Origin of the sequence: Stenotrophomonas testudinis (assembly GCF_024499815.1) — a bacterium.
Classification (GTDB): domain Bacteria; phylum Pseudomonadota; class Gammaproteobacteria; order Xanthomonadales; family Xanthomonadaceae; genus Stenotrophomonas.
Genome location: NZ_JAMOKY010000017.1, coordinates 1 through 23,932 on the forward strand (window position 1 = coordinate 1; position 23,932 = coordinate 23,932).

Consider the following 23,932-nt stretch of genomic DNA (forward strand, 5'->3'; position numbering starts at 1 on the left):
GAACATGTCCATGGCACCTGCGCTGACCAGGGTGAAGCCCTGCTCGTTGACCAGGTAGCCGGCATCGCGGGCCAGCGGCCGGCACTACCCAGGGCGCGGTCAGAACTTCGCGTTCAACGAGATCCAGTAACTACGGCGCTGGTCCTTGGTCGCATAGTCATCGACGCAGTTGAACCCGCTCTGGCTGATCAGCAGGCACGACTGCGAGACGAAGTCCTTGTCCAGCAGGTTGTTGATGCGTGCATTGAAGGTCAGCCACGGGGTGGCGTCCCAGCTGCCGCCCAGGTGGAAGATCGTGTAGTCCTGGTAGTAGCGGTTGTGGCTGGCGCCGTTGGCGTCGAGGATCGTGTCGCGGTAGCGGTCGTAGCGGCCTTCGCCGATCAGCGACAGGCTGATGGCATCGTTGAGCTGCCAGTTGAGGCTGGCATTGGCCATGTGCCTGGCCGGGGTGGTACCGGCGATCGGCAGGCCCTTCTGCGCGCCGCTGGTCTGCTCGCTCCTGGTCCACGTGTAGTTGCCGCGCAGCTGCAGGCTGTCGAGCAGGTCGACGTGCGCGGCCATTTCCACGCCACGCGTTTCGGCCTTGTCGATGTTCACGCTCTGGGTGAAGGTGCTGTAGCCCAGTGCTGCCCAGCCTGGGCCGATGTCCACGCAGTAGCCGCTGCCGGCGCGGGCCAGTTCGCAGTTGGGGAAGGTGCCGCCGCTGGCGATCTTGTCCTCGAACGTGTTGATGAAGCCGGTGACGTTCAGGCCCCAGCGCTGGCCCTCGTAGTACGCGGCCAGCTCGTAGTTGGTGCTGGTTTCCGGTTTCAGGTTCGGCGAACCCACCAGCGGCAGCACACCCTGGCCACCGAAGCCGGTGATGCCGGGGAACAGCTGGTCCGGACGCGGGGTCTTGTAGCCGGTGCTGACGCCGCCCTTGAAGGTCCAGGCATCGGTGGCGTTCCAGACCAGGTAGCCGCGCGGGCTGACATGGCTGCCGAAGATGTTGTGGTCGTCGTAACGCAGGCCGAAGGTGGCGGTCAGGGTGTCGGTCAGCGACCAGTTGTCCTCGGCGAACAACGCCCACATGCGGTGCTTCTGCTTGGTGTTGCTGCGGTAGCCGGCGCCGTCCATGCCGAACACGCCGTCCACCATGTCGGTGTTGTTGTACTGGCCGCCCACGGTCAGCTTGTGTGCGCCGAAGTCCAGGTCGAGCATCGTGTCCAGAACATAACCTTCCAGTTCCATGGTGCGCAGCGGGCGCGGCAGGAAGGCCTGCAGGCGCGCCATCTCTTCGGCGTTGAGCGCACCCAGCGCGTTGCCGCGGCCGGCCGCGCAGTTGTTGGCCGCGCCGGTGCGCTGGCAGACGTCGTTCCATAGAGTCTGCAGGTTGGCGCGCTCGTCCAGGGTCAGCGGCAGTGAGCGGCCGAGGTTGTTGCTCTTGCTGTGGGTCAGCGAGGTCTGCCAGGTGCCGAAGCTGTAGCGGCCCTGATGGGTCAGCGACAGCTGGTCGCGCTCGTAGCGCTGGTAGGCGGTGTAGCCCACGCGCGGCTGCACCACGCGGCGGGTGATCGTGCCGCTGCCGCTCGGGTTGGGGATGACCGCGTTGCCGACGCGCCACAGGCTGGCCAGGCTGTCCAGGGTGCCGGTCTGGCCTTCACTGTTGTCGTACTTCTGCCGCGAGACGTCGTAGTCCAGCCACAGCTCGTGGTCGTCGTTGATGCGGAAGTCCAGGCGCAGGCCGGTGTTCCAGTTGGTGTTGGCCACCGACTTGCCACCGCCACCGAAGCCGATGCTGCGCTCCCACAGCGTGCCATCGGGCAGGGTCAGCGCATCCCACTCGGGGTTGGAGGCCTTGGCGTCGTAGTAGCTGCCGCGTATGGCCATGCTGACGCGGTCCTTCAGCAGCGGGCCGCTGAGGTACACGTCGGTGGTGCGCGCATCGCCGAACTGGTCGTCCTGCTGCACGGTGAAGCCCTGGCTGAGCGAGCCGTGCCAGCTGTCCTGGTTGCGGCGGGTGATGATGTTGATGACGCCGCCCATCGCATCCGAGCCGTACAGGGTGGACATCGGGCCGCGCACCACTTCGATGCGCTCGATGGCGTCCAGCGGCGGCAGGTACGAGAACTGGCCGCCGCCGAAATTGTTCGGGTACAGCTGGCCGACGTTGCTCTGGCGGCGGCCGTCGATCAGCACCAGGGTGTATTCGGACGGCAGGCCACGCATGGAAATGGTGGCGCGGCCGTTCTTGTCGGTGGCTTCCAGTCCGACGTCGATGCCTTCGACGTCGCGCAGTGCATCGACCAGGCTGGTGTACGGGCGCTTGGCCAGTTCCTCGCGGCTGACCACGCTGATGCTGGCCGGCGCGTCGACCACCTTCTGTTCGAAACCGGCGGCGGTAACCACCAGCTTGTCCAGCGTCTGCGGGGCGGCGGCGGTCTCGCCATTGGCGAAGGCGTGACTGGCGAAGGCGGCCAGCACGGCGCTGGTCAGCAGGTGGCGGGACAGGGACGAACGGACACGATGGCGCTGGGCCATGGCAGTAACCTCGAGGGATGCAGGGTGGTGCGATGTCGGCGCGGAATGCGCGGCATGCACGGGGAGCCCCGGTCAGGGGCAGCAGGAATGCGGCAGGGGATGGAGCAGGCAGCGGCGCGCAGGCGCGACCGCAGGCGCGGTCACGCGGGGCCGAGGATCAGGCCAGCGGCGGCGCCTGTCCGCGTTGCTGGCGGCGCCCGGGCGCGTCGGCCCAGGGCATGTCTGGCGCGGCCAGCGGCCAATGCGGCCGCACCCCGGTGTTGGCCGGGGCGAGGGGAAGCAGATCCAGTTCGCTGCGCAGCCACTGGCTGGCCAGCAGCAGCGGCGGTGGAGGTGCCTTGTCGGCCGCCTTGGTCGGCGTGCAGACGCAGCGGCGCAGCTTGGCCGGCGCGTCTTCTTCCACCGGCACGTCACCGCCGCGGCCTTCCATCGGCTGCTGCCAGGCCTGTGCGGTGGCGTCAGCCTGCGCGTGTGGCAGCAGCGGCAGGGTGCCCAGCAACAACGCCAGCATCGCCACCCACGCCAACAGGCTGGCCAGCGCAGGGCGATGACCGCGCATGGCGGTACCGAACTGCACGAGGCGAAGCGGGCGAGGGCGGAACGGGCGACGCAAGGCGGAATCCCCTGGGTGTGCGCCGGACCATCCGACGTCAACGGGGCGTGATTGTAATGAGAGCTGTTAGCAGTTGCAAATGAGAATGATTGCCAAAGTTCCGCAGGGCCGTGGCGCAGGCCTCAGACCTCGCTCCAGCGCCGCAGCAGGTTGTGGTACACGCCGGTCAGCTGCAACACCGCGCCGGCATCGCCGCCGGTCTGCCGCAGGCGTTCGATGGAAGTGTCCATCTCCCACAGCAGACGCCGCTGCACATCGTCGCGGACCATGCTCTGCACCCAGAAGAACGAGGCCACGCGCGCGCCACGGGTGACCGGGTTGACCTGGTGCAGGCTGCTGGACGGGTACACGATCAGGTCGCCGGCCGGCAGCTTCACTTCGTGCTCGCCGTAGGTATCGCTGATGACCAGTTCGCCGCCGTCGTACTCCTCCGGCGCGGACAGGAACAGGGTGCAGGAGATGTCCGAGCGCAGCTGTTCGCCGTGGGCCAGGTGCATCACCGCGCCATCGACATGGAAGCCATAGGTTCCGCCGCCGCTGTAGCGGTTGAATCGGGGTGGCAGGATCTTCAGCGGGAGCGTGGCCGCAAAGAACAGCGGGCTGCGCCGCAGCGCGGCCAGCACGCCCTGGCCGAGCTCGGCCTTCAATGCCGAGGCATCGGGCAATTGTTCGTTGTGCTTCACCTGCGCGCCCTGGGCACCGACGGTTTCGCGCCCGTCGGCCCACTGCGCCGCGTCCAGCTGCTGGCGGATCTGGCTGACCTCTTCGGGTACCAGCACGTTGGGGATGTGCAGCAGCATGCGGGTTCCTCGTTGATGCGCGGGAGAGTCCGGCTCCCCCGCGCCGTGGCCATCAGAAACGGACGTCCGCGCTGAGCAGGAAGGTGCGCGGGGCACCCGGGGTGTAACGGTAGCCGCTCTTGTTGATGCTGGCCACGTACTGCTTGTCGAACAGGTTGTAGCCGTTCAAGCGCAGCGACACGTTCTCGTTGATCGCCCAGGACACCACCGCGTCGTAGACCACGTACGACTTGGTGAACGCAGGGGTGCCGACGGCACCGTCGGTACCGCGGTGCATGCCGCCGGCGTAGCGCACGCCACCGCCGAGGGTCAGGCCGAACGGCAGGGTGTAGCTGGTCCAGCCGGTGAAGGTGTCGGCCGGCGTATAGGTGAGGTTGGTGGTGCCATCCGCAGCGACCTTGGCGCCTTCCTTGACCTCGGTATCCAGGTGGCTGTACCCGGCGGTGATCGACCAGTTGTCGGTCAGGCGGCCAACCGCGGAGAGCTCCACGCCCTTGACCCGCTTGCTGCCCGTCTGCGTGGGGTTGCCGGCGTCGTCGAGCACGGTGGTGTTGATCTCGTTGTCCACGTCGGTCTGGAACAGGGCCAGGTTCACCGCCAGCGCGTCTCCCATGAAGGCCCACTTGCTGCCCACTTCGAAGGTCTTGGCCTTCTGCGGGTCCAGCTTCGGGTTGTCGGCGCTGCTGGCCGAACTGCTCAGCTGGAAGTTGGCACCGCCCGGAGGCTGCTGCGAAATTGCGTAGTTGGCGTAGATGCTGACGGTGTCGCCGACCTTGTACAGCGCACCCAGCTTCCAGTTCAGCAGCGTATCGGAGGCTTCCAGCGTGGGATTGCGCAGCACGGTGCCGGTGGGGTTGCTGCCGCAGACCGGACCGCCACGGCCGCCACACACCGAGGCGCTGGCGTACTCGGTCTTGTAACGATCGGCACGCACGCCTGCAGTCAGCAGGAAGCTCTCGCCGAAGGACAGCGTGTCGAACACGTAGGCCGAAGAGGTGGTGGTTTTTCCATGCGCGTCGGCACCGTTGTGTTCCCAGGTCAGGCCAGCCACGTTCCAGTCGGGGTCGTACAGGTTCGCCGCAGGCCAGCGGCTGCCACCGGTGGCAGCCTGGCCGTAGCTGTCCAGTTCTTCGCGGGTGAATTCCAGACCTGCACTCAGTGCGTGGCCCACCGCGCCGGTGTTGAAGTCGGCGCGCAGGTTCACCTGGTCGGTCAGGATGGTGTTGCGCTGGTCCTTGAAGGTCGGCAGGCTGCGGGCGATCGCGTAGGTCGAAAGATCCGCTGCGTTGGTATAGGTGATGTTGCCGGTCGGCCGTCCGCCAGCGCCCCGCACGCCAGTGCCCATGAACGCGGTCAGCAGGTAGTCCTGTTCGGTGCGGCCCCAGCGGGCGGTGTTGGTCAGGCGCACGCTGTCGTTGAAGTCATGCTCGAAGCGGAACGTGGCCATCTTCGCGGTCACGTCGTCGTGGTCGGCACGGGTGCCGTAGAAGTTTTCCGGGTCCACCGGATGGTCGGCCAGCGCTTCCAGCGTCGGTTGCGGCGTCCAGCCCGGCAGGCCAAGGGTCGGCACGCCGCCGTCGGGCACGTTGTCCTGCTTCACATAGAGCAGGTTGAGGTAATAGCGGGTTGCGGTGCCCAGGCCGAAGGCCAGCGACGGCGCGATGCCCCAGCGCTTGTTCTGCACGTGGTCGCGGCCAGGCTGGTCGCTGTCCTGCCACACGCCATTGATGCGCAGCGCGCTGGTTGCGCCCAGGGATTGGTTCCAGTCGGCGGTGGTGCGGCGCTGCTGGTCGCTGCCCAGCGAAATGCTGGCCAAGGTCGCATCCTGCAGGTTGGCCTGTTTGCTGACCAGGTTGATCGCACCGGTGGGCGCCGAGCGGCCGTTGTCGGTGCCGGCCGGGCCCTTGGTCACTTCAACCTGTTCGATGTTGAAGACATCGCGCGAGATCGAGCCCAGATCGCGCACACCGTCCACGAACAGGCTGTTGGACGTGTCGAAGCCGCGCATGAACAGCGCATCGCCGGTGGTGGTGTTGCCGTTCTCACCCGCATAGAAGGTGCCGACGCCCGGGCTGTTGCGCAGCGCTTCGGTGAGGGTGGTGGCGCCCTGCTGGTTGAACAGGTCGCTGGTGATGACCTGGATCGTCTGCGGCGTGTCCTGCAGGCGCTGGGTGAACTTCGGCGAGGCGACCTTGTCGGCCTTGTAGCCGCGCGTGGCGTGCACGTCGATCTTGTCCAGCGTGCGTGCGTTGTCGGTGACGTCTGCCATGGCGACGGCGGGCAGCGCGGCCAGGCCAAGGCCGGCGGCCAGGCTGGCGGTGGCCAGGGGCAGGGAACGAAGCGGGGAGGCGTGCTTGCGGCTCTTGATCGAGGTCATGGGATGGGCTTTGCCGGATGCGGGCAGCGCCCGTCGGCACGGTGGCCGACGGGACAGAAGGCGTGGGAAGGGTTGGCGCGGACGCGCGGGTGCGACAGATGGGCCGGCGGGCGGCTCAGCTCAGCAGTGCTGGTGGTGCATGCGAGGGGGGCTGACGGCGTGCCGCAAGGCGCACCGGCGCCACGTTACGCACAGGCACGCGCAGGGTCTGCGGCCCCGACTCTGGGACGAGCAGGCACAGGTGATGCAGCAGGGGCGTGCCATCGCCGTGGCCACCTTCTGCCCCGGACTCGATGCGCGGCGCGACAGGCTCGCGTGGCGGTGATTCGCCTGGCTGCTTGCTGGCGCGGGCATCCATCGCCGCCGCAGACGGCTGCAGGATGACGTCCGTGAGGACATCGCGCCCCTCATTGAGCGCCGACCACCCCAGCCACAGCGTCAGCAGCGCGGCCACAAACAGCGGCCACCCCTGGCGGGCGAGCTGGCACAGCGTGCCGGTGGTTGAAGGCGAAGCCATGGTGCGGTTCGTTACAAACCGTTACGAAGTCAGGCCGAAGGATAACATCAACGATAATGATTCGCATCTGCGATCTTGGCAGGCGTGGATGGGTGGCGCGCAAGGCGCTGTGAGGGCGCTCATGGCGTTTGGATGGCCGGCGGTGCCGAGGGCTGGGTCAGGTCGGAGCGGCGGCTCAAGCGCGCGCTGCGCGCACCAGTAGATCCACCCCATGGGTGGATGACGGTCGGCAGGGGGCGGCGGTGGCATGGGCGCCCCCGCTCGGGTCACTCCCGGTCGTCGCGGGTCCAGATCGCGTCGTGCTCGCGCTTGGTCGGGAACTTGGGCACCGCGGTATAGGCCGGGGCGCACAGGGCGCGGCCATCACGCACATCGAAGCGCGCGCCGTGCAGCACGCACTCGATGCTGCCTTCGGCAGTGTTGAATTCGCCCGAGGACAGCTCGAATTCCTCGTGCGTGCACTGGTCTTCCAGCGCATACAGCTCGCCATCGAGGTTGAACACCACGATCGGCGTGCCGGTCACTTCATCGAACACGGTCTTCATTTCGCCCGGCAGCAGCTCGGCGCCGGCGCAGACGAAGGTCCAGGTGTCGCTCATGCCGAAGCCCCGGCCAGCGGCTTTTCCAGGATCTCAAAGCGCAGGTCATCGCGCTTGGGAATGCCGAAGCGCTCGTCGCCATAGGGGAACGGCTTCTTGATGCCGGTGCGCTGGTAGCCACGACGCTCGTAGAAGGCGATCAGTTCGTCGCGCACGTCGATCACCGTCATTTGCATGACCGGCACGTTCCATTCGCGCGCCGCATGGGTTTCGGCTGCTTCCATCAGCCGCTTGCCGACGCCACCGCCCTGCTGGGCCGGGTCGACCGAGAACATGCCGAAGTAGCCCTTGCCGTCGACATCGGCGACGTGGGCGCAGGCGACGAGGCGGCCCTCGCGTTCGGCCAGCAGGATGGTCGAGCGCGGGCGGTTGAGGTCGCCCTGGATGCCCTCGGCGTCGATGCGGGCACCGTCCAGCAGGTCGGCCTCGGTGGTCCAGCCGGCGCGGCTGGCGTCGCCCCGGTAGGCCGAGGTGACCAAGGTGATCAGGGCGGGGATGTCGGCCGGCGTGGCGGCACGGAAAGTCAGGGTGCTCATGCCGCCATTCTAGGTTGGGCAGGGGCGCCCGCAAAATGGTGCGGGGTCAGATCCCTTTTGCAGCGCGAAAGGGCTCTGACTCCCGCGCGCCGGCTATGCTGCTGCTCACCGCATTCCCGCAGGAGGCACGAATGGACAGGCAAGGCGGCGTGGCGGTGAGGGTGGTGACGCTCGGCGTGGTCGTGGCGATGCTCATCCTGCTTGTGCGCCAGGATGCCTCCGTCGCGGGCCGGGACGTTTCCTTCAACAGTTTTGCCTGCCCCAGGTTCAATCCGGCACGTGCACTGCCGGTCGCGCTGGAGGACCTGCGTGCGCACCCGCTCCGCCACCAGGGCCGGGTGGTGAAGGTGCGTGGCGCCTACGTCGATGGCTGGGAAATGTCGGCGCTGCATCCGGGGCCTCCGGTACGCGACCCGTGGGCGGCGGATGGCATCTGGGTGGAGGGCATCGCGCCGATGACGCTGCCGACGGAGCAGGCCGTTGAAATGACCGGGATCGTGTCCGCGGCACGACCGGATGGGGTGAGCGGCAAGGGGCATCTTGGCCAATGGCCGGTCGAGCTGTGCGTGTCGTCGGTGCGGCGGTTGCAGCAGTGATCAGACCCGCCGGCAGTATGGGAACGTGGATCCAGGGAGGTTCTTGAGGGCATGACCATGCGATTCGACGCTGTTGTCTCTGTTCGCTTCCTGTCGAGCGCCGAGGGTGGGAGGCGGGGTGACATCGTGGGGCAGGTATACGCCTGTCCGCTTTTCGTGGTGGGCCGTGCATTTGATTGCCGCCTGCTGTTGCAGGGAGGACGCGCAGTGCTTGGGGAGAGCTACGAACTTCCCGTTGCGTTTCTGTGCCCGGAGGAGGCGCTTGCCGTGGCCAACGTGGGGGCGGATGTCTCGCTGTGGGAGGGAAAGACGATTGCGCGCGGCCGGATACTGTGCGTGATGAGGTCAGAGCCCTCTTGCAGTGCCAAGGCGCTCTGACCCCCTTCGCTTCCGGAGACGCCAATGCCTCTGGGTTGTCAGGGATGATGCAGGCGATGAACCGTGCCTATGTTCGGCGTGTGAACGAACGGCAGCAGCGCACCGGAACCCTGTGGGAACGGCGCTTCCATTCAACGCTGGTGGATGCCGATCGCTATCTGCTGGCCTGCCAGCGCTACATAGAGCTCAACCCGGTTCGGGCGGGAATGGTGGCGCATTCCGGAGACTATCGCTGGTCAAGCCATCGCGCGAATGCGCAAGGCAGAGGAACGCATTGCTCGTGCCGCATTCGGCGTTCGAGCTGATTGCCACCGATGGGGATGAGCGACGCAGGCGCTATGCGGAGTTCATCGAGTAGGGTATTCCTGCGCAGGATCTCGCTTCGATACGGAAGGCGGTGCAGTCGCAGCGGCGGTTCGCTGGGAAGCTGTTGGGGTCAGAGCCCTTTCGCGGTGCGAAAGGGATCTGACCCCGGATTGCGGGCTCAGCCCAGCAGCTTGCGCACCTTGGTCAGTGCGGTCATGAAGCGCTCGATCTCGGCGTGCGTGTTGTAGAACGCCAGCGAGGCACGGCAGGTCGCCGCGACGCCGTAATACTGCAGCAGCGGGTGCGCGCAATGCTGGCCCGAACGCACGGCCACGCCTTCCAGGTCGAGCAGGGTGGCCAGATCGTGGGCGTGCGCGCCGTCGATCAGGAAGGACACCACGGCAGCCTTTTCCGGTGCTTCGCCGAGGATGCGCAGGCCATCGACCTTGCGCAGTTCTTCAGTGAAGTGCGCCAGCAGTTCGGCCTCGCGCGCTTCCACGTGCTCCAGGCCCAGGCCCTGCAGATAATCCACGGCCACGCCCAGGCCGATGAAGCCGGCGATGTTCGGGGTGCCGGCTTCGAACTTGTGCGGGGCGTCGTTGAACACGGTGCCGTCGAAGCTGACTTCCTTGATCATCTCGCCACCGCCGAGGAACGGCGGCATCGCGTCGAGATGCTCGCGGCGGGCCCACAGCACGCCGGTGCCGGTCGGGCCGCACATCTTATGGCCGGTGATGGCGTAGAAGTCGCAGCCGATCGCGGCCACGTCGACCTTGCGGTGCGGCACCGCCTGCGAACCATCCACCACGGTGACGATGCCGCGCTTGCGCGCTTCACGGCAGATCTCGCGCACCGGGTTGACCGTGCCCAGCACGTTGGAGACGTGGGCCACGGCCAGCAGCTTGACTTCGGGGGTCATCGCCTTGCGCAGCGCGTCCAGGTCCAGCGCGCCATCGGGGGTGATCTCGGCCACACGGAGGGTCGCGCCGGTGCGCTGGGCAACCAGCTGCCACGGCACGATGTTGGCGTGGTGCTCCATGCGCGAGACCAGGATGACATCACCGGCCTTCAGCCGCGGCAGCGCCCACGAGTACGCCACCAGGTTGATGGCGAAGGTGGTGCCGCTGCACAGCACCAGCTCGTTGCTGCGCACGTTGAGGAAGCGGGCCAGCTTGTTGCGCGCGCCCTCGTAGGCGTCGGTGGCCTCGGTGCCCAGCGCGTGCACGGCACGGCTGACGTTGGCGTTGTAGCGGCGGTAGAACTCGTCCACCGCGCCGATCACCTGCACCGGCTTCTGGCCGGTGTTGGCGTTGTCGAAATACACCAGCGGCTTGCCGTGCACTTCGCGCATCAACAGCGGGAAGTCGAGGCGGACGCGGTCCCAGTCCGGCGTGCCGGCAGGGGTTTCGATCAGGCGCGGGGTGGACAGATTCATGCCACACCTGCCTCGGCCAGGGCCTTGTCCAGGCGGCGCGCCAGCTGCTCGCGCAGGGCTTCGGGCAGCACCTTCAGCGGCTCGTGGCAGAACGCGGCGCTCAGCAGTGCCTGTGCCTGCGGCCGCGGCAGCCCGCGCGAACGCAGGTAGAACAGCGCATTGGCATCGAGCTGGCCGACGGTGGCACCGTGGGCGGCCTTCACTTCGTCAGCGTCGATCACCAGCACCGGCTGGGTGTCGATTTCGGCGTCGGCCGACAGCAGCAGGTTCTTGTTGGACAGGTTCGCGTCGGTGCCGTCGGCGCCTTCGCGGATCTGGATGCCACCATGGAACACCACGCGGCTGCGGTTGGCGGCCACGCCGCGCCACAGCAGCTCGCTGCTGGTATCGCGGGCGATGTGGTCGATGCCCAGGCGGGTATCGACGTGGCGGCGGCCATTGCCGAGCAGCACGCCGTTGGCGGTCAGCTGGGCGTTGTCGCCTTCCAGGCGCACGTTCAGTTCGTGGCGGCTGAGTGCGGCGCCCAGCTCCAGGTCGACGCGGTGGTACTGGGCATCGCGTGCCAGGACCGCATCGGTACGCAGGAAGCTGGTCTGGCGTGCGCTGCCGGCCTGCACGCGGGCGTGCTTGAGCACGGCCTCGCGGGCGACGTGGGCATGCAGCACGGTGTTGTCCAGGTGCGCCGAGTCGCCCACGCTGAAGCAGTGTTCGACCACGCCCAGGCTGGCGCCGGCACGCAGTTCGATCAGGTGGCGGTGGTGCCAGGCCAGGTCGGTCTCGCCGGCCACGCTGGCAAACACCAGCTGCAGCGGCACCTCGACCTGCACGCCTTCGTCCACGCGCAGCACCACGCCTTCATCGGCCAGCGCGGCATTCAGGCGGGCGAACACTTCGTCGCTGCGCTCGTAGCGGCGGCCGAGGAAACGCGCGGCATCCTCACCGGCGGCCAGCGCCGAGGACAGCGGTTCCAGCTGCACGCCGGCCGGCAGGCCGTGGGTGTCGCTCAGTGCGTCGCTGAGGCGGCCGTTGACGAACACTAGGCGCGGCGCCGGGATGTCGTCCAGCACGGCCGCATCCAGCACCGGCGGTGACAGCGGCGCGGCGGCGAAGACGCGGCGCTCCAGCTGGCGCAGCGAGGTGTACTTCCAGGCTTCGCTGCGGGCGGCCGGCAGGCCATCGCGCAGCACCGTGTCGAGCACTTCGCGGCGCGCGTCGCTGCCGCAGAAGGCCTGGGCCATCGAGTCGAGCAGGGCGCTCATCAGACCGCCGCCTCGCGCACCACGCGATCCTTGAGGAAATCGTAGCCGTGCGCTTCCAGTTCCAAGGCCAGCTCCGGGCCACCGGTCTTGACGATGCGGCCATCGGCCAGCACGTGCACCACGTCCGGCTTGATGTAGTCCAGCAGGCGCTGGTAGTGGGTGATGACCAGGAACGAACGATCGGCCGCGCGTAGCGCGTTGACGCCGTCGGCCACGCTCTTCAGCGCGTCGATGTCCAGGCCCGAATCGGTTTCGTCGAGGATCGCCAGCTTCGGCTCGAGCACGGCCAGCTGGAAGATCTCGTTGCGCTTCTTCTCGCCACCGGAGAAGCCTTCGTTGACGCCACGGTGCAGCAGTTCGTCCTTCAGGTGCAGCACGGCCAGCTTCTGCCGCACCAGCTTCAGGAACTGCATGGAATCCAGTTCGTCCTGGCCGCGTGCCTTGCGCTGGGCATTCAGGGCCGCGCGCAGGAAGTAGGTGTTGTTCACGCCCGGGATTTCCACCGGGTACTGGAAGGCCAGGAACAGGCCGGCGGCGGCGCGTGCTTCCGGGTCCTGGTCGAGCAGGTCGCTGCCTTCGAACTGCACGCTGCCTTCGGTCACTTCATAGCCGTCACGGCCGGCCAGGACATTGCCCAGGGTGGACTTGCCGGCGCCGTTGGGGCCCATGATGGCGTGCACCTGGCCGGGCTTCACTTCCAGCGACAGGCCCTTGAGGATTTCCTTGTCGCCGATGCGGGCGTGGAGGTTTTCGATCTTCAGCATGGTGGGGATTTCCGTGGGGCGGGCCGCGGCCCGCCGATAAAGAGAATGCGTTTGCGAGGGGCAGGGGCGGGCGGTCAGCCCACCGAACCTTCCAGCGAGACTTCCAGCAGCTTCTTGGCTTCCACTGCGAATTCCATCGGCAGTTCGCGGAACACCTGCTTGCAGAAGCCGTCGACGATCATCGACACCGCGTCTTCCTGGCTGATGCCACGGGCGCGGCAGTAGAACAGCTGGTCGTCGGAGATCTTCGAGGTGGTGGCCTCGTGCTCGACGGTGGCGCCCGGGTTCTTCACCTCGATGTAGGGGAAGGTGTGGGCACCACACTGCTTGCCGATCAGCAGCGAATCGCACTGGGTGTAGTTGCGCGCGCCATCGGCGTTGCGGTCGACCTTGACCAGGCCGCGGTAGGTATTCTGGCCGCGGCCGGCGCTGATGCCCTTGCTGACGATCTTGCTCTTGGTGCGCTTGCCGACGTGGATCATCTTGGTGCCGGTGTCAGCCTGCTGGCGGTGGTGGGTCAGCGCCACCGAGTGGAACTCGCCCACCGAATCGTCGCCCAGCAGCACGCAGGACGGGTACTTCCAGGTGATGGCCGAACCGGTCTCGACCTGGGTCCAGGTGACCTTGCTGCGCGCACCACGGCATTCGGCACGCTTGGTGACGAAGTTGTAGATGCCGCCGACGCCGTTTTCGTCGCCCGGGTACCAGTTCTGCACGGTGGAGTACTTGATCTCCGCATCTTCCAGCGCGACCAGCTCGACCACCGCGGCATGCAGCTGGTTCTCATCGCGCATCGGCGCGGTGCAGCCTTCCAGGTAGGAGACGTAGGCCTTGTCCTCGCACACGATGAGGGTGCGCTCGAACTGGCCGGTGTGGCCGGCGTTGATGCGGAAGTAGGTGCTCAGTTCCATCGGGCAACGCACGCCCTTGGGAATGAACACGAAGCTGCCATCGGAGAACACCGCCGAGTTGAGCGCGGCGAAGTAGTTGTCGCCCACCGGCACCACGGTGCCCAGGTACTGGCGCACCAGCTCCGGGTGTTCCTTGATGGCCTCGGACATCGAGCAGAAGATGATGCCCTTCTCGGCCAGTTCCTTGCGGAAGGTGGTACCGACGGATACCGAGTCGAACACGGCGTCCACCGCCACGCCGGCCAGCTTGGCGCGCTCGTGCAGCGGCACGCCCAGCTTGTCGTAGGTGTCCAGCAGTTCCTTCGGGACGTCATCCAGCGAGGCGTACTTCGGGCCCTTCGGCGCGGAGTAGTAGCTGAGCGCCTGCAGGTCGATCGGGGCGATCTTCAGCTTGGCCCAGTTCGGCATCGGCATGGTCAGGAAGTGGTGGTAGGCGTCCAGGCGCCACTGCGTCATCCACTCCGGCTCCTCCTTCTTGGCCGACAGGGCACGGATGGTGTCCTCGTCCAGGCCCGCCGGCAGGGAGTCCGATTCGATCTCCGTGATGAAGCCGGCCGAATACTTGCGGCCGAGCTGCTCATGGATCTCGCGGTTGGGGGTGTCGTCGTGGGCGACGGTTTCGATGGTTTCGGTGGCCATGGGGGGGCTGCCTACGGATCAGGAGACGACGTCGACAGCGATGGTGCGGCGCTGTTCGTCATCGACAAGGGGAAGGGGGGGCAGGATCTGGGCGAGGGTGACATCGCGCAGGGCCTCGGAAACCACGTCGTTGATCAGCCGCCAGCTGCTGCGCGCACCGCATTTGGGCGCCATGTTGCACTGGTGGTGGTCGTGGCTGCATTCGGTCAGGGCCAGCGGCCCTTCCATCGCTTCGACCACTTCGAACAGCGAGATCTCGATGGACGGGCGGGTCAGCCGGTAGCCGCCGCGGACACCGCGCAGGCCTTCGACCAGACCGGCCTGGGCCAGCGGCTTGAGCACCTTGCTGACGGTAGGCGGTTCCAGACCGGTGAATTCGGCCAGCTCGGTCGCACTCAGCACTTCACCCGGGCGGGCGGCGAGTACGGTCAGCACGACGGTGGCGTAATCGGTGAGTTTGGTGACGCGCAACATGGGGGATGCGAGTGGTTCTTAAAGCGGACTGAAATTGTACGCTTTTCTTCGCCAGCATCCAACCCGGCCATTCAGGCGGCGCTGGGGGCGCTCGTCGATCTGCCGGGAACAACACACCGGGGGCGACCGGGGCGTAATGCTGCGGCATGTGGGTTGTTTTCGCAATCACCCGGAATGAGTGAGAATCGGGGTTCCTTTCGCTGCAGACCCACCCTTGCCGATGCCCAAGAAGATCCAAGCCCGCAAGTCCGCCATCCATGGCAACGGCGTGTTCGCCGTGGCCCCGATCAAGCAGGGCGAGCGCGTGATCCAGTACAAGGGTCTGCTGCGCAGCCACGGCGACGTCGATGCCGACGACAGCGGCGACGTGGAAAGTGGCCATACCTTCCTGTTCACCCTCAACGATGACTGGGTGATCGACGCCAACTACAAGGGCAACGACGCACGCTGGATCAACCACAGCTGCGACCCGAACTGCGAGGCGGTGATCGAGGAAGACGAGGACGGCGACAGCCGTGGCGACAAGGTCTTCATCGAAGCGCTGCGCGACATCCCCGCCGGTGAGGAGCTGACCTACAACTACGGCATCGTGCTGGCCGAGCGCCACACCGCCAAGCTGAAGAAGATCTGGGAGTGCCGCTGCGGTTCGCCCAAGTGCACCGGCACGATGCTGCAGCCCAAGCGCTGACCGGTACTTGTAGAGTCGAGCCATGCTCGACTCCCCCGGCGGTGGCCGACAGCAAAAAGCAGTCGAGCATGGCTCGACTCTACAAGGGCCGCCTCCACCTGCCGTGCACGACCGGGTCACCGCCGTTCAATGTCTGTTCGCCGACCCTGTGTGCTCCCTCACTGGAGCACACGACATGACACAGCGTATCGCCGGCAAGCAGGTCGCCATCCTCGCCACCCACGGCTTTGAACAGTCCGAGCTGATCGAACCCAAGCGCCTGCTGGAAGCGCAGGGCGCGATCGTCACCGTGGTCTCTCCTGCGCAGGAGGCCAGTATCAAGGGCTGGAAGGACAAGGACTGGGGTGGCGTGGTGACGGTGGACCTGCCGCTGGCCGAGGCCGATGCCGGGCGTTTCGATGCCCTGGTGTTGCCCGGCGGCGTCATCAATCCCGACAGCCTGCGCACCGACGAGGCAGCGCTGGGCTTCATCCGCAGCGTGGCCGATGCCGGCAAGCCGGTGGCGGCGATCTGTCATGGGCCGTGGCTGTTGATCAACAGCGGGCTGGCCAAGGGGCGCGAAGTGACCTCGTGGCCGTCACTGCAGCAGGACCTGGTCAATGCCGGCGCACGTTGGCGTGATGCCGAGGTAGTAGTGGACGGCAACCTGATCACCAGCCGCAAGCCGGATGACATTCCGGCCTTCAGCGAGGCGGTGGTCAAGGCGCTGGCTGCGTGATGGTGTGCCGCCGGGCATGGCCCCGGCGCTACGTCGATGTGATGCGGTAGCGCCGGGCCATGCCCGGAGAGCGCGAAGCGCGGGAACATCAGAGGCCGCCGGGCACGGCCCGGCGCTGCCTTATTTGCCGAGAATGCCGGCTGGCACCAGGTTGCCCAGGTTCTGGTTGAAGGTGACCACCAGCTTGCCATTCTTGACCTGTGCCGACTGCACCTGCAGCGCACCCAGCACGCCGGCCACGGCCGGGTCCAGCTTGTAGATCGGCTCGCGGCGGGCGTAATCGCTCAGCGCAGCGTTGAGCAGGCCGCGCGTACGCGAGTCGAGGCGACCGCCCTGGCTGGCCGGGGTGAAGTCATCCACGGTCGGGTCCTGCAGGTGGAAGCCCTGGGTCTGTGCGTCATAGCGCAGGCCGCTGCTGAGCTTCACCTTGCCCAGGTTGGTCGGGGTGCCGCCGGCGGTGGCCAGTGCCAGGTCCATGCCGAGGTCGAGGCGTTCGCCGGCCGGCAGGCTCAGCTGCGGGTGGCTCATGGTCAGTGCGATCAGGCCGCCCAACGCATCCTGGGTGCGCGGGAAGCTGCCATCCAGATACTGCTGCACGTCGCTGGCGCCGACCGCCAGTTCGCGCCCGGAAATCGAGGGGGCCGCCTGCGCACCGATCGCGGCGGCGATCAACACGGTGGACGCGGCAAGGCGGGTCATCAGGGAACGCAGGCGCATGGCGGTGACCGGGGCGATGAATGAGGGCTACAGAGTAGCTTTGCACGCTGAATCCTGCGTGCATGCCGCTGCAACGGTTCAGTCCAGCGTTGGTTGCAGCTGCGCCGACTGGATCTGCCAGCCCTGGCCATCGGCGCGGGGCTGCACGCGGTACCAGCCGTGGTAGCGGAACACGCCCTCGCCGGTGGAGGCGCGGATGCGCACCGGCACCTCCAGCAGGCGCGGCGGCTGCTGCTGGTCGCGGGGCACGGCGGGGTCGCTGTCCAGGCGCAGGTTGCGCACGTCCGGCAGCAGGCGCAGTGCCGCATCGTCGGCACGCCGCGCGTCGGGCGGGGCGATGGCCCAGGCGGCATCGATGCCGGCCGTGTTGCGGTTGAGCAGGTCCAGCACATAGCGGTTCAGCAGCCGGGAAGGTGTTTCACCATCCGTGGCGACCGCCCCATACAACGGATCGATGGCCGTCGATGCGACGGTGGCTGCGTCGGGTGAGGCAGCGGGACGGCCTGCGTCGGCCGCTGGCGCTTCGGCGGGCGGCGGCACGGCGGCGGCATGATCGGACGGCGTCTGCCTGGAACAGCCCAGCAGGGTCACCGTCATCATCAACAACATGGCACTGCGCATGTCTGCCTCCTCCCCGAGGCGACCTAGAGGAGGGCAGTGTATCGGCAGCGTCCGGATCAGCGCGACGTGGGCAGCTGTTCCAGTGCGTCCAGCGCCGGCAGCACCTGCGCCGCCACGGCGGCCAGCGCATGGCCGTCGGTGTCGGCGTGGCGCTGCACGATATCGCGCAGCAGCTGGGTGGCGACCACCAGGGTGGCGCGCTCGTCACCGCTGAGGCCGGCCGTGCGCGGGGCGCTTTCCAGCAGGCGCATCAGGTCGCGGCTGGCGCGATGTTCCAGTTCGATGGTGCAGCGCCCGGTGCACTGGTGCCCGTCCTTTTCGATCGGGGTCACCGAGATCCGGTAGCGGGTGGAGGGGCTGGCCATGAGGGTGTGCTCGCCTGGGTCTGGAGGGATGTGCCCACCATAGGCAAGGCCGCGACCGGCGGCGACGGCCGGGGCTGCACGCAGTGTTCCACCCGGCCCGTTTCCGACACGGGAAAACCGGGCCACAGCCAATGCTGGTGCGGCTGTCGGCGGAGACGGTGCGTGCACGGAAACGCTGTGTTGCGGTTTGCGCGGGGGCGTGGTGCCGGCACAAACAAAAACGGGACGGCCTGCGCCGTCCCGTCGGAAGATGCCGTTGGGCGCGCGCTTAGAGCGCGGCGTCCTTCAGCTTCTTCAGCGGGCGCACCTTCAGCTTGGTGGTGGCCGGCTTGGCAGCGAACCACTGCTCTTCCTTGGTGAACGGGTTGATGCCCTTGCGCTTCGGCTTGGCCGGCACGCTGACGGTCGAGATCTTCAGCAGGCCCGGCAGGGTGAAGGAGCCAGCGCCCTTCTTGTGCACCGAGGAAGCAACGGCGGTTTCAAGCGAGGCCAGCACCGCGCGCACGTCCTTGGCGACAACGCCGGACGCTTCCACGATGTGTGCAACCAGGCCCGACTTGGTCAGCACTTCCTTGATCGGCTTCGGAGCGGCCGGCTTGGCGGCAGCCTTCGTCGCGACTTTCTTCACTGCCTTTTTCGGGGCAGCCTTCTTAGCGGTCTTTGCCATGGTTTCCTGTTCCGTGAACGGTTGGTTGTGTGGTCGGCGCCGAACCCCGTCGGCAAGCGCAATGTAGGGCAACTCTCGAGCGCCGCCAATAGCCCGGAGCGCGGAAAGTGCATGTTTTTTCATATCCAGGCCGATTGAGTACATGTCCGGATGCAGGAAAACGGGGCCTGCGCTGCACTGCGCAATACGCGGTGGGGATAGCAGGAACTGCGCGAAACCGCTGAAAACAAGGGAAAAATCCGTTTCGTGCTGGCGAGGAAGTGTCCAGCGGGCTGGCCCGGGACAGCTGAATTGCCTGCGGCGGGGCGACGCAGGGCTAACGCGTGCCGTGCGAGGGTGGCCGTTCATCACCGCCAAACAGGAGCAGCACATGGGAATCTCGCGACACGCCACCGCGCACTGGGAAGGGGACCTGAAGTCGGGCAAGGGCCAGTTGAACACGCCGCAGAGCGGCTTGCTGGACAAGACCCGCTACGGCTTCAACAGCCGTTTTGGCGACGAGAAAGGCACCAACCCGGAGGAGCTGATCGCCGCCGCGCACGCCGGCTGCTTCACCATGGCGCTGTCGGCCAAACTGGGTGACGCCGGGTTTACACCGACCTCGCTGGATACCGAAGCCAAGGTCGATCTGTCGATGGAAGGTGGCCCGCAGCTGTCGCAGATCCGGCTGAAGGTGAAGGCCGTGGTGCCGGGCATCGACGCCGCGCAGTTCCGCGCGATCGCCGATGACGCCAAGCAGAACTGCCCGGTGTCCAAGGCACTGAGCGCGGTGCCGATCAGCCTGGAAGCCGAGCTGGGCTGAGGGCGGTAGCGCCGGGCCATGCCCGGCGAGCGCAGCGGAAAGGAGCCGGGCACCGCCCGGCGCCTCATCGCAATCACCAATCAATGGTTCCGCTGATCACCGTCTGCACCTGTCCGCCGGACCACACCTCGCCGTCCTCATCCACACGCAGGGTCAGCCGCGCATCGTGGCTGACCTCGCGTCCCTGGCTGACTTCATAGGGTTCGCGGCCGCGCGGCAGCACGCCACGCAGGTCCAGCCACGCGGCCAGCACGGCATTCGCCGCACCCGAGGCGGCATCCTCGAACCGGCGCCCGTTGCCGACGAAGGCGCGCACGGCCAGTTCGAAGCCTTCGCTGCCATCGCTGAACGCATAGGCGAACACGCCCATGCTGTCGGTGGATTCGGCCAACGCGGCGACCGCGTCCCAGTCCGGCTGCAGTGCACGCAGCGCGGCCTCGTCGGCCACCTGCACCACCCACCAGCTGCGGCCGCCCTGCATGCGCGCCGGCGGCAATTCGCCCAGCGGCCAGCCCTGCAACGCGGCCTCCAGGCGCGGATCATCTGCCTGCGCGGTTTCGGCCAGCTGCGCGCGCGGGGTGCGGATGGCGATGCGCTGTCCGGCGCCTTCGCCGATGACCTGCAGCGGCAGCAGTCCAGCGATGCCGTCCTGCACCAGCACGCCCTCCACCGGCGCGGCCAGGCCGGCCTGCAGCACCGCATGGGCGGTGCCGACGCTGGGGTGGCCGGCGAAGGGCACCTCCTTCTGCGGGCTGAACATGCGCAGCCGGTAGCTGCTGCCAGCGGTCTGCGGCGCGAACACGAAGGTGGTTTCCGGCAGCCGGGTCCAGCGCGCGATGGCCTGCATGGCGGTGTCGTCCAGGCCCTCGGCATCGAGCACCACGGCCAGCGGATTACCGGCGCCGGCGCGCGGCGAGAACACATCCAGTTGCAGGAAACGGCGTGCGGACATCGGGGGGAACTCCAGATTCAGATAGCGCGCAGCTTAGCGCGCCGTTGTAGAGCCGAGCCCATGCTCGGCCGTGTCGGGACGTAAAAAAAAGCAGCCGAGCGTGGGCTCGGCTCTACATCCAGGTTATCTGGCCGTCGATCACCGGCTGCACCTGGCCGCCGATCCACACCGTGCCTTCGGCATCGACGCGGACACGGACATGGCCGTCGCGGCCGACTTCGCGGCCCTGGCTGGCCACGTAAGCACCCGCGTCGCCGGGCAGGGCGCCGCGTTCGCGCAGCCAGGCGCCGATCAGCGCATTGGCGCTGCCGGTCACCGGGTCTTCGGGCACGTTCACCGCATCGCCCGGGCAGAACGCGCGCACCACGCGGCTGTGCCCTGCAGCGGGTTCATCGGCGAACACCGCCACGCCGGTCGCGCCGGTGGCGTTGGTCCAATTGCGCAGGGCGGCCATGTCCGGGGCCAGGCCGCGCACGGCGGCGGCATCGCACAGCGGCAGCAGCCACCAGCGCGGGCCGTTGTCCCACAGCTCGGGGGCATGGCCGTCGGAGGCCAGGGCAAGCAGCGGTTCCGGCACCTGGCCGGGGGCGGTGGGCAGGTGGTGGGCCGGCGGGCTGGCCAGTTCGATGGTCGGCGCGTCGGCCGGGCCACTTACCCGCACCGGCAGCAGGCCGGCGGCGCACTGCTGGACCAGGGCGCCGCCCTCACCCGGCGTGGCCAGGCCGCAGGTGACCGCTGCCCAGGCCGCGCCGACGCTTGGGTGGCCGGCGAACGGCAGCTCGCTGCCCGGGGTGAAGATGCGGATGTGGTAGTCGGCACCGGCGACGCTGGGCTGCAGGAAGAACACCGTCTCGGACAGGTTCAGCCAGGCGGCCAGCGCCTGCATGCGCCCGGCGGACAGCCCGCCAGCGCCCAGCACCACGCCCAGCGGGTTGCCGCTGCCGGGCTGGTGGGCGAAGACATCAAGCTGCAGGTAGCGGAAGGCGGCCATCGGCGGGTCCATTGGGCTTAGAATCGAAGGTTCCGTCCCCTCGGGCGGCTCCCCCACATTACACATAGCCTATCCATGTCAGCTTCCCCCCTTGTCGATCGTTGGATCGTACTGAAGTTCGGCGGCACCTCGGTGTCGCGTCGCCACCGCTGGGACACGATCGGGAAGCTGGCGAAAAAACGCGCGGAAGAGACCGGCTCGCGCGTGCTGGTGGTGGTCTCGGCGCTGTCCGGGGTCACCAACGAACTGACCGCGATCGCCGATGGCGCGCCGGACAGCCGCGACCGCGTGGCCGCCCTGGTCGAACGCCATGAGGGCTTCCTGGTCGAGCTCGGCCTGGGCCGCGAGGTGCTGGGCGAACGCCTGGCCGCCCTGCAGGGCCTGCTGGATGACCCGCGCGCAACCACCCGCCCGCTGGAATGGCAGGCCGAAGTGCTGGGCCAGGGCGAACTGCTGTCCTCGACCCTGGGCGCGGCCTACCTGCACGCCTCGGGCCTGGACATGGGCTGGATGGATGCCCGCCAGTGGCTGGACGCGATGCCGCCGCAGCCGAACCAGAGCGAGTGGTCGCAGCGCCTGTCGGTGAACTGCCAGTGGCGCGCCGACGCGGACTGGATGCAGCGCTTCCGCGCGCAGCCGACCCGCCTGCTGATCACCCAGGGCTTCATTTCCCGCCACGCCGACGGCGGCACCGCCATCCTCGGCCGCGGTGGCTCGGACACCTCGGCGGCGTACTTCGGTGCGCTGCTTGGCGCCAGCCGCGTGGAAATCTGGACCGACGTGCCGGGCATGTTCAGTGCAAATCCGCGCGATGTGCCGGACGCGCGCCTGCTGACCCGCCTGGACTATTACGAAGCGCAGGAAATCGCGACCACCGGTGCCAAGGTGCTGCACCCGCGCTCGATCAAGCCGTGCCGCGACGCGGGCGTGCCGATGGCCATCCTCGATACCGAGCGCCCGGAACTGCCGGGCACCAGCATCGACGGCAGTGCTGCACCGGTACCGGGCGTGAAGGCGATCAGCCGCCGCAACGGCATCGTGCTGGTGTCGATGGAAGGCATCGGCATGTGGCAGCAGGTCGGCTTCCTGGCCGATGTGTTCGGCCTGTTCAAGAAGCACGGCCTGTCGGTGGACCTGATCGGTTCGGCCGAAACCAATGTCACCGTGTCGCTGGATCCGTCCGAGAACCTGGTCAACACCGATGTGCTGGCCGCGCTGTCGGCTGACCTGTCGCAGATCTGCAAGGTGAAGGTGATCGTGCCGTGCGCGGCCATCACCCTGGTCGGCCGCGGCATGCGTTCGCTGCTGCACAAGCTGTCGGACGTGTGGGCCACCTTCGGCCGCGAGCGCGTGCACATGATCTCGCAGTCGTCCAACGACCTGAACCTGACCTTCGTCATCGACGAGGCCGATGCCGATGGCCTGCTGCCGATCCTGCATGCCGAGCTGATCGACAGCGGCGCGATGCCGGTGGAAGAGACCGAAGTGTTCGGGCCGCGCTGGCGCGAGATCGCCGGCACCGTGCGCCCGCGGGGCACGCCGTGGTGGCGTGGCCAGCGTGCGCACCTGCTGCAGCTGGCCGACGCCGGTACGCCGCGCTACGTCTACCACCTGCCGACCGTGCGTGCCCGCGCCCGTGCGCTGGCCGCGATCAAGCCCATCGACCAGCGCTACTACGCGATCAAGGCCAACAGCCACCCGGCCATCCTGCAGCTGCTGGAAGCCGAAGGCTTCGGCCTGGAATGCGTGTCGCACGGCGAGCTGAAGCACGTGTTCCAGCACCTGCCGGAACTGTCGCCCAAGCGCGTGCTGTTCACCCCCAGCTTCTGCCCGCGCGAAGAGTACGAAGCCGGCTTCGCGCTCGGCGTCACCGTCACCGTGGACAACCTGGAAGCGCTGCAGCGCTGGCCGGACCTGTTCCGTAACCGCGAAATCTGGCTGCGCGTCGACCTCGGCCGTGGCGAAGGCCACCACGCCAAGGTCCGCACCGGCGGCAAGGATTCCAAGTTCGGCCTGCCGATGGCGCGCGTTGACGAGTTCGTGCGCACCGCCACCGATCTGGGCACCCGCGTGGTCGGCCTGCACGCGCACCTGGGCAGCGGCGTGGAAACCGCGCAGCACTGGCGCCTGATGTGCGATGAGCTGGCCGGTTTCGCCCGCCGCATCGGCAGCGTGCAGACCATCGACATCGGTGGTGGCCTGCCGATTCCGTACAGCGAGGAAGACGAGCCGTTCGACCTGGACGCCTGGGCCGAGGGCCTGGCCGAGGTCAAGGCGCTGCACCCGGCGTTCCGCCTGGCGATCGAACCGGGCCGCTACCTGGTGGCCGAATCGGGCGTGCTGCTGACCCATGCCACCCAGGTGGTGGAAAAGGACGGCGTGCGCCGCGTCGGCCTGGATGCCGGCATGAACACGCTGATGCGCCCGGCCCTGTACGACGCCTGGCACGACATCGAGAACCTCAGCCGCCAGGGCGGTTATGCCGAAGCGGCGTTCGATGTGGTGGGCCCGATCTGCGAGTCCAGCGATGTATTCGGCAAGCGCCGCAAGCTGCCGGTGTCGACCGCGCCGGAGGACGTGATGCTGATCGCCGATGCCGGTGCCTACGGCTACGTGATGTCCAACACCTACAACCAGCGGGCGATGCCGCGCGAAGACGTGATCGAGTGATCGCCGCCCTTCGCGCC

25 protein-coding genes are annotated in these 23,932 nt (G+C 67.6%); 7 read left to right on the plus strand and 18 right to left on the minus strand.

What is annotated here, in order from left to right:
* Nucleotides 1–99: 99 nt before the first annotated feature.
* The 7 genes from NQ204_RS11200 to NQ204_RS11230 form a co-directional block, all read right to left on the minus strand.
* Entirely contained in the window at nt 100–2,520 is a 2,421-nt protein-coding gene (locus NQ204_RS11200) for a TonB-dependent receptor domain-containing protein (RefSeq protein WP_256643899.1), read from the minus strand.
* Nucleotides 2,521–2,677: 157 nt separating this feature from the next.
* Nucleotides 2,678–3,079, minus strand: coding sequence for a hypothetical protein (locus tag NQ204_RS11205; protein ID WP_116863018.1), 402 nt, complete (start codon nt 3,077–3,079; stop codon nt 2,678–2,680).
* A gap of 176 nt (nt 3,080–3,255) precedes the next feature.
* On the minus strand, nt 3,256–3,933 hold the full coding sequence (locus NQ204_RS11210) for a Fe2+-dependent dioxygenase (protein WP_116863001.1): 678 nt from the start codon (nt 3,931–3,933) through the stop codon (nt 3,256–3,258).
* Nucleotides 3,934–3,985: 52 nt separating this feature from the next.
* The gene (locus NQ204_RS11215; protein WP_116863002.1) at nt 3,986–6,310 is read right to left on the minus strand and encodes a catecholate siderophore receptor Fiu; all 2,325 of its coding nucleotides are present in this window, start codon (nt 6,308–6,310) and stop codon (nt 3,986–3,988) included.
* A 115-nt stretch (nt 6,311–6,425) separates the two neighbouring features.
* Nucleotides 6,426–6,827, minus strand: a complete 402-nt coding sequence (locus NQ204_RS11220; protein ID WP_116863003.1) for a hypothetical protein — start codon at nt 6,825–6,827, stop codon at nt 6,426–6,428.
* A 266-nt stretch (nt 6,828–7,093) separates the two neighbouring features.
* Nucleotides 7,094–7,426 carry a non-heme iron oxygenase ferredoxin subunit gene (locus NQ204_RS11225; RefSeq protein WP_116863004.1) on the minus strand — a complete coding sequence of 111 codons (333 nt, stop codon included), beginning with the start codon at nt 7,424–7,426 and terminating at the stop codon, nt 7,094–7,096.
* Nucleotides 7,423–7,962 (minus strand): GNAT family N-acetyltransferase, encoded by a 540-nt coding sequence (locus NQ204_RS11230; protein ID WP_116863005.1) that lies wholly within the window; start codon nt 7,960–7,962, stop codon nt 7,423–7,425. Before NQ204_RS11230 ends, NQ204_RS11225 begins: the two co-directional genes overlap by 4 nt.
* Before the next feature lie 95 nt (nt 7,963–8,057).
* Here NQ204_RS11230 and NQ204_RS11235 point away from each other — a divergent pair, with 95 nt between their 5' ends.
* Genes NQ204_RS11235 through NQ204_RS19680 form a run of 3 tightly spaced genes read left to right on the plus strand, consistent with a single transcriptional unit; the run spans nt 8,058 to nt 9,241 of the window.
* Nucleotides 8,058–8,558: a hypothetical protein gene (locus NQ204_RS11235; RefSeq protein WP_133249387.1), complete on the plus strand. Its 501-nt coding sequence runs from the start codon at nt 8,058–8,060 to the stop codon at nt 8,556–8,558.
* 51 nt (nt 8,559–8,609) lie between these two features.
* Complete coding sequence (locus NQ204_RS11240; protein WP_116863007.1) at nt 8,610–8,936, plus strand: hypothetical protein; 327 nt, start codon at nt 8,610–8,612, stop codon at nt 8,934–8,936.
* A gap of 56 nt (nt 8,937–8,992) precedes the next feature.
* On the plus strand, nt 8,993–9,241 hold the full coding sequence (locus NQ204_RS19680; RefSeq protein WP_488192359.1) for a transposase: 249 nt from the start codon (nt 8,993–8,995) through the stop codon (nt 9,239–9,241).
* 179 nt (nt 9,242–9,420) lie between these two features.
* Here NQ204_RS19680 and NQ204_RS11250 read toward each other — a convergent pair whose 3' ends face one another.
* The 5 genes from NQ204_RS11250 to NQ204_RS11270 form a co-directional block, all read right to left on the minus strand.
* Entirely contained in the window at nt 9,421–10,677 is a 1,257-nt protein-coding gene (locus NQ204_RS11250) for a cysteine desulfurase (RefSeq protein WP_116863008.1), read from the minus strand.
* Complete coding sequence (sufD, locus tag NQ204_RS11255; protein WP_116863009.1) at nt 10,674–11,936, minus strand: Fe-S cluster assembly protein SufD; 1,263 nt, start codon at nt 11,934–11,936, stop codon at nt 10,674–10,676. Before sufD ends, NQ204_RS11250 begins: the two co-directional genes overlap by 4 nt.
* Nucleotides 11,936–12,700 carry a Fe-S cluster assembly ATPase SufC gene (gene sufC, locus NQ204_RS11260; RefSeq protein ID WP_108764333.1) on the minus strand — a complete coding sequence of 255 codons (765 nt, stop codon included), beginning with the start codon at nt 12,698–12,700 and terminating at the stop codon, nt 11,936–11,938. The genes sufD and sufC overlap by 1 nt, the downstream gene beginning before the upstream one ends.
* A 74-nt stretch (nt 12,701–12,774) precedes the next feature.
* Nucleotides 12,775–14,250 carry a Fe-S cluster assembly protein SufB gene (gene sufB / locus NQ204_RS11265; RefSeq protein WP_116863010.1) on the minus strand — a complete coding sequence of 492 codons (1,476 nt, stop codon included), beginning with the start codon at nt 14,248–14,250 and terminating at the stop codon, nt 12,775–12,777.
* Nucleotides 14,251–14,268: 18 nt separating this feature from the next.
* Nucleotides 14,269–14,724: an SUF system Fe-S cluster assembly regulator gene (locus NQ204_RS11270; RefSeq protein WP_108768075.1), complete on the minus strand. Its 456-nt coding sequence runs from the start codon at nt 14,722–14,724 to the stop codon at nt 14,269–14,271.
* Between the two features lie 220 nt (nt 14,725–14,944).
* Here NQ204_RS11270 and NQ204_RS11275 point away from each other — a divergent pair, with 220 nt between their 5' ends.
* Both NQ204_RS11275 and NQ204_RS11280 read left to right on the plus strand, forming a co-directional pair.
* Nucleotides 14,945–15,412 (plus strand): SET domain-containing protein, encoded by a 468-nt coding sequence (locus tag NQ204_RS11275; protein ID WP_116863011.1) that lies wholly within the window; start codon nt 14,945–14,947, stop codon nt 15,410–15,412.
* Between the two features lie 175 nt (nt 15,413–15,587).
* Complete coding sequence (locus NQ204_RS11280) at nt 15,588–16,130, plus strand: type 1 glutamine amidotransferase domain-containing protein (protein ID WP_116863012.1); 543 nt, start codon at nt 15,588–15,590, stop codon at nt 16,128–16,130.
* 120 nt (nt 16,131–16,250) lie between these two features.
* Here NQ204_RS11280 and NQ204_RS11285 read toward each other — a convergent pair whose 3' ends face one another.
* The 4 genes from NQ204_RS11285 to NQ204_RS11300 form a co-directional block, all read right to left on the minus strand.
* Nucleotides 16,251–16,847: a YceB family lipoprotein gene (locus NQ204_RS11285; protein WP_116863013.1), complete on the minus strand. Its 597-nt coding sequence runs from the start codon at nt 16,845–16,847 to the stop codon at nt 16,251–16,253.
* 78 nt (nt 16,848–16,925) lie between these two features.
* Nucleotides 16,926–17,468 carry a hypothetical protein gene (locus tag NQ204_RS11290; protein WP_116863014.1) on the minus strand — a complete coding sequence of 181 codons (543 nt, stop codon included), beginning with the start codon at nt 17,466–17,468 and terminating at the stop codon, nt 16,926–16,928.
* A 56-nt stretch (nt 17,469–17,524) separates the two neighbouring features.
* Nucleotides 17,525–17,833, minus strand: coding sequence for a DUF3861 family protein (locus NQ204_RS11295; RefSeq protein ID WP_108768079.1), 309 nt, complete (start codon nt 17,831–17,833; stop codon nt 17,525–17,527).
* A 268-nt stretch (nt 17,834–18,101) separates the two neighbouring features.
* The gene (locus NQ204_RS11300) at nt 18,102–18,500 is read right to left on the minus strand and encodes an HU family DNA-binding protein (RefSeq protein WP_079220963.1); all 399 of its coding nucleotides are present in this window, start codon (nt 18,498–18,500) and stop codon (nt 18,102–18,104) included.
* Between the two features lie 370 nt (nt 18,501–18,870).
* Here NQ204_RS11300 and NQ204_RS11305 point away from each other — a divergent pair, with 370 nt between their 5' ends.
* Nucleotides 18,871–19,302, plus strand: a complete 432-nt coding sequence (locus tag NQ204_RS11305; protein WP_108768081.1) for an OsmC family protein — start codon at nt 18,871–18,873, stop codon at nt 19,300–19,302.
* A gap of 73 nt (nt 19,303–19,375) precedes the next feature.
* Here NQ204_RS11305 and NQ204_RS11310 read toward each other — a convergent pair whose 3' ends face one another.
* Together NQ204_RS11310 and NQ204_RS11315 are read right to left on the minus strand one after the other, a co-directional pair.
* Nucleotides 19,376–20,254 (minus strand): PhzF family phenazine biosynthesis protein, encoded by an 879-nt coding sequence (locus NQ204_RS11310; protein ID WP_116863015.1) that lies wholly within the window; start codon nt 20,252–20,254, stop codon nt 19,376–19,378.
* Nucleotides 20,255–20,366: 112 nt separating this feature from the next.
* Entirely contained in the window at nt 20,367–21,245 is an 879-nt protein-coding gene (locus NQ204_RS11315; protein ID WP_256643900.1) for a PhzF family phenazine biosynthesis protein, read from the minus strand.
* A 75-nt stretch (nt 21,246–21,320) separates the two neighbouring features.
* Here NQ204_RS11315 and NQ204_RS11320 point away from each other — a divergent pair, with 75 nt between their 5' ends.
* Nucleotides 21,321–23,915, plus strand: a complete 2,595-nt coding sequence (locus tag NQ204_RS11320) for a bifunctional aspartate kinase/diaminopimelate decarboxylase (protein ID WP_256643901.1) — start codon at nt 21,321–21,323, stop codon at nt 23,913–23,915.
* The last annotated feature ends 17 nt before the right edge of the window (nt 23,916–23,932 follow it).

What these genes read in the sequence shown, in the direction of transcription:
- NQ204_RS11200 (WP_256643899.1), bottom strand. Translation starts at nt 2,520, where the DNA reads ATGGCCCAGCGCCATCGTGTCCGTTCGTCCCTGTCCCGCCACCTGCTG.
- NQ204_RS11205 (WP_116863018.1), bottom strand. Translation starts at nt 3,079, where the DNA reads ATGCGCGGTCATCGCCCTGCGCTGGCCAGCCTGTTGGCGTGGGTGGCG.
- NQ204_RS11210 (WP_116863001.1), bottom strand. Translation starts at nt 3,933, where the DNA reads ATGCTGCTGCACATCCCCAACGTGCTGGTACCCGAAGAGGTCAGCCAG.
- NQ204_RS11215 (WP_116863002.1), bottom strand. Translation starts at nt 6,310, where the DNA reads ATGACCTCGATCAAGAGCCGCAAGCACGCCTCCCCGCTTCGTTCCCTG.
- NQ204_RS11220 (WP_116863003.1), bottom strand. Translation starts at nt 6,827, where the DNA reads ATGGCTTCGCCTTCAACCACCGGCACGCTGTGCCAGCTCGCCCGCCAG.
- NQ204_RS11225 (WP_116863004.1), bottom strand. Translation starts at nt 7,426, where the DNA reads ATGAGCGACACCTGGACCTTCGTCTGCGCCGGCGCCGAGCTGCTGCCG.
- NQ204_RS11230 (WP_116863005.1), bottom strand. Translation starts at nt 7,962, where the DNA reads ATGAGCACCCTGACTTTCCGTGCCGCCACGCCGGCCGACATCCCCGCC.
- NQ204_RS11235 (WP_133249387.1), top strand. Translation starts at nt 8,058, where the DNA reads ATGCTGCTGCTCACCGCATTCCCGCAGGAGGCACGAATGGACAGGCAA.
- NQ204_RS11240 (WP_116863007.1), top strand. Translation starts at nt 8,610, where the DNA reads ATGACCATGCGATTCGACGCTGTTGTCTCTGTTCGCTTCCTGTCGAGC.
- NQ204_RS19680 (WP_488192359.1), top strand. Translation starts at nt 8,993, where the DNA reads ATGAACCGTGCCTATGTTCGGCGTGTGAACGAACGGCAGCAGCGCACC.
- NQ204_RS11250 (WP_116863008.1), bottom strand. Translation starts at nt 10,677, where the DNA reads ATGAATCTGTCCACCCCGCGCCTGATCGAAACCCCTGCCGGCACGCCG.
- sufD (WP_116863009.1), bottom strand. Translation starts at nt 11,936, where the DNA reads ATGAGCGCCCTGCTCGACTCGATGGCCCAGGCCTTCTGCGGCAGCGAC.
- sufC (WP_108764333.1), bottom strand. Translation starts at nt 12,700, where the DNA reads ATGCTGAAGATCGAAAACCTCCACGCCCGCATCGGCGACAAGGAAATC.
- sufB (WP_116863010.1), bottom strand. Translation starts at nt 14,250, where the DNA reads ATGGCCACCGAAACCATCGAAACCGTCGCCCACGACGACACCCCCAAC.
- NQ204_RS11270 (WP_108768075.1), bottom strand. Translation starts at nt 14,724, where the DNA reads ATGTTGCGCGTCACCAAACTCACCGATTACGCCACCGTCGTGCTGACC.
- NQ204_RS11275 (WP_116863011.1), top strand. Translation starts at nt 14,945, where the DNA reads ATGCCCAAGAAGATCCAAGCCCGCAAGTCCGCCATCCATGGCAACGGC.
- NQ204_RS11280 (WP_116863012.1), top strand. Translation starts at nt 15,588, where the DNA reads ATGACACAGCGTATCGCCGGCAAGCAGGTCGCCATCCTCGCCACCCAC.
- NQ204_RS11285 (WP_116863013.1), bottom strand. Translation starts at nt 16,847, where the DNA reads ATGCGCCTGCGTTCCCTGATGACCCGCCTTGCCGCGTCCACCGTGTTG.
- NQ204_RS11290 (WP_116863014.1), bottom strand. Translation starts at nt 17,468, where the DNA reads ATGCGCAGTGCCATGTTGTTGATGATGACGGTGACCCTGCTGGGCTGT.
- NQ204_RS11295 (WP_108768079.1), bottom strand. Translation starts at nt 17,833, where the DNA reads ATGGCCAGCCCCTCCACCCGCTACCGGATCTCGGTGACCCCGATCGAA.
- NQ204_RS11300 (WP_079220963.1), bottom strand. Translation starts at nt 18,500, where the DNA reads ATGGCAAAGACCGCTAAGAAGGCTGCCCCGAAAAAGGCAGTGAAGAAA.
- NQ204_RS11305 (WP_108768081.1), top strand. Translation starts at nt 18,871, where the DNA reads ATGGGAATCTCGCGACACGCCACCGCGCACTGGGAAGGGGACCTGAAG.
- NQ204_RS11310 (WP_116863015.1), bottom strand. Translation starts at nt 20,254, where the DNA reads ATGTCCGCACGCCGTTTCCTGCAACTGGATGTGTTCTCGCCGCGCGCC.
- NQ204_RS11315 (WP_256643900.1), bottom strand. Translation starts at nt 21,245, where the DNA reads ATGGCCGCCTTCCGCTACCTGCAGCTTGATGTCTTCGCCCACCAGCCC.
- NQ204_RS11320 (WP_256643901.1), top strand. Translation starts at nt 21,321, where the DNA reads ATGTCAGCTTCCCCCCTTGTCGATCGTTGGATCGTACTGAAGTTCGGC.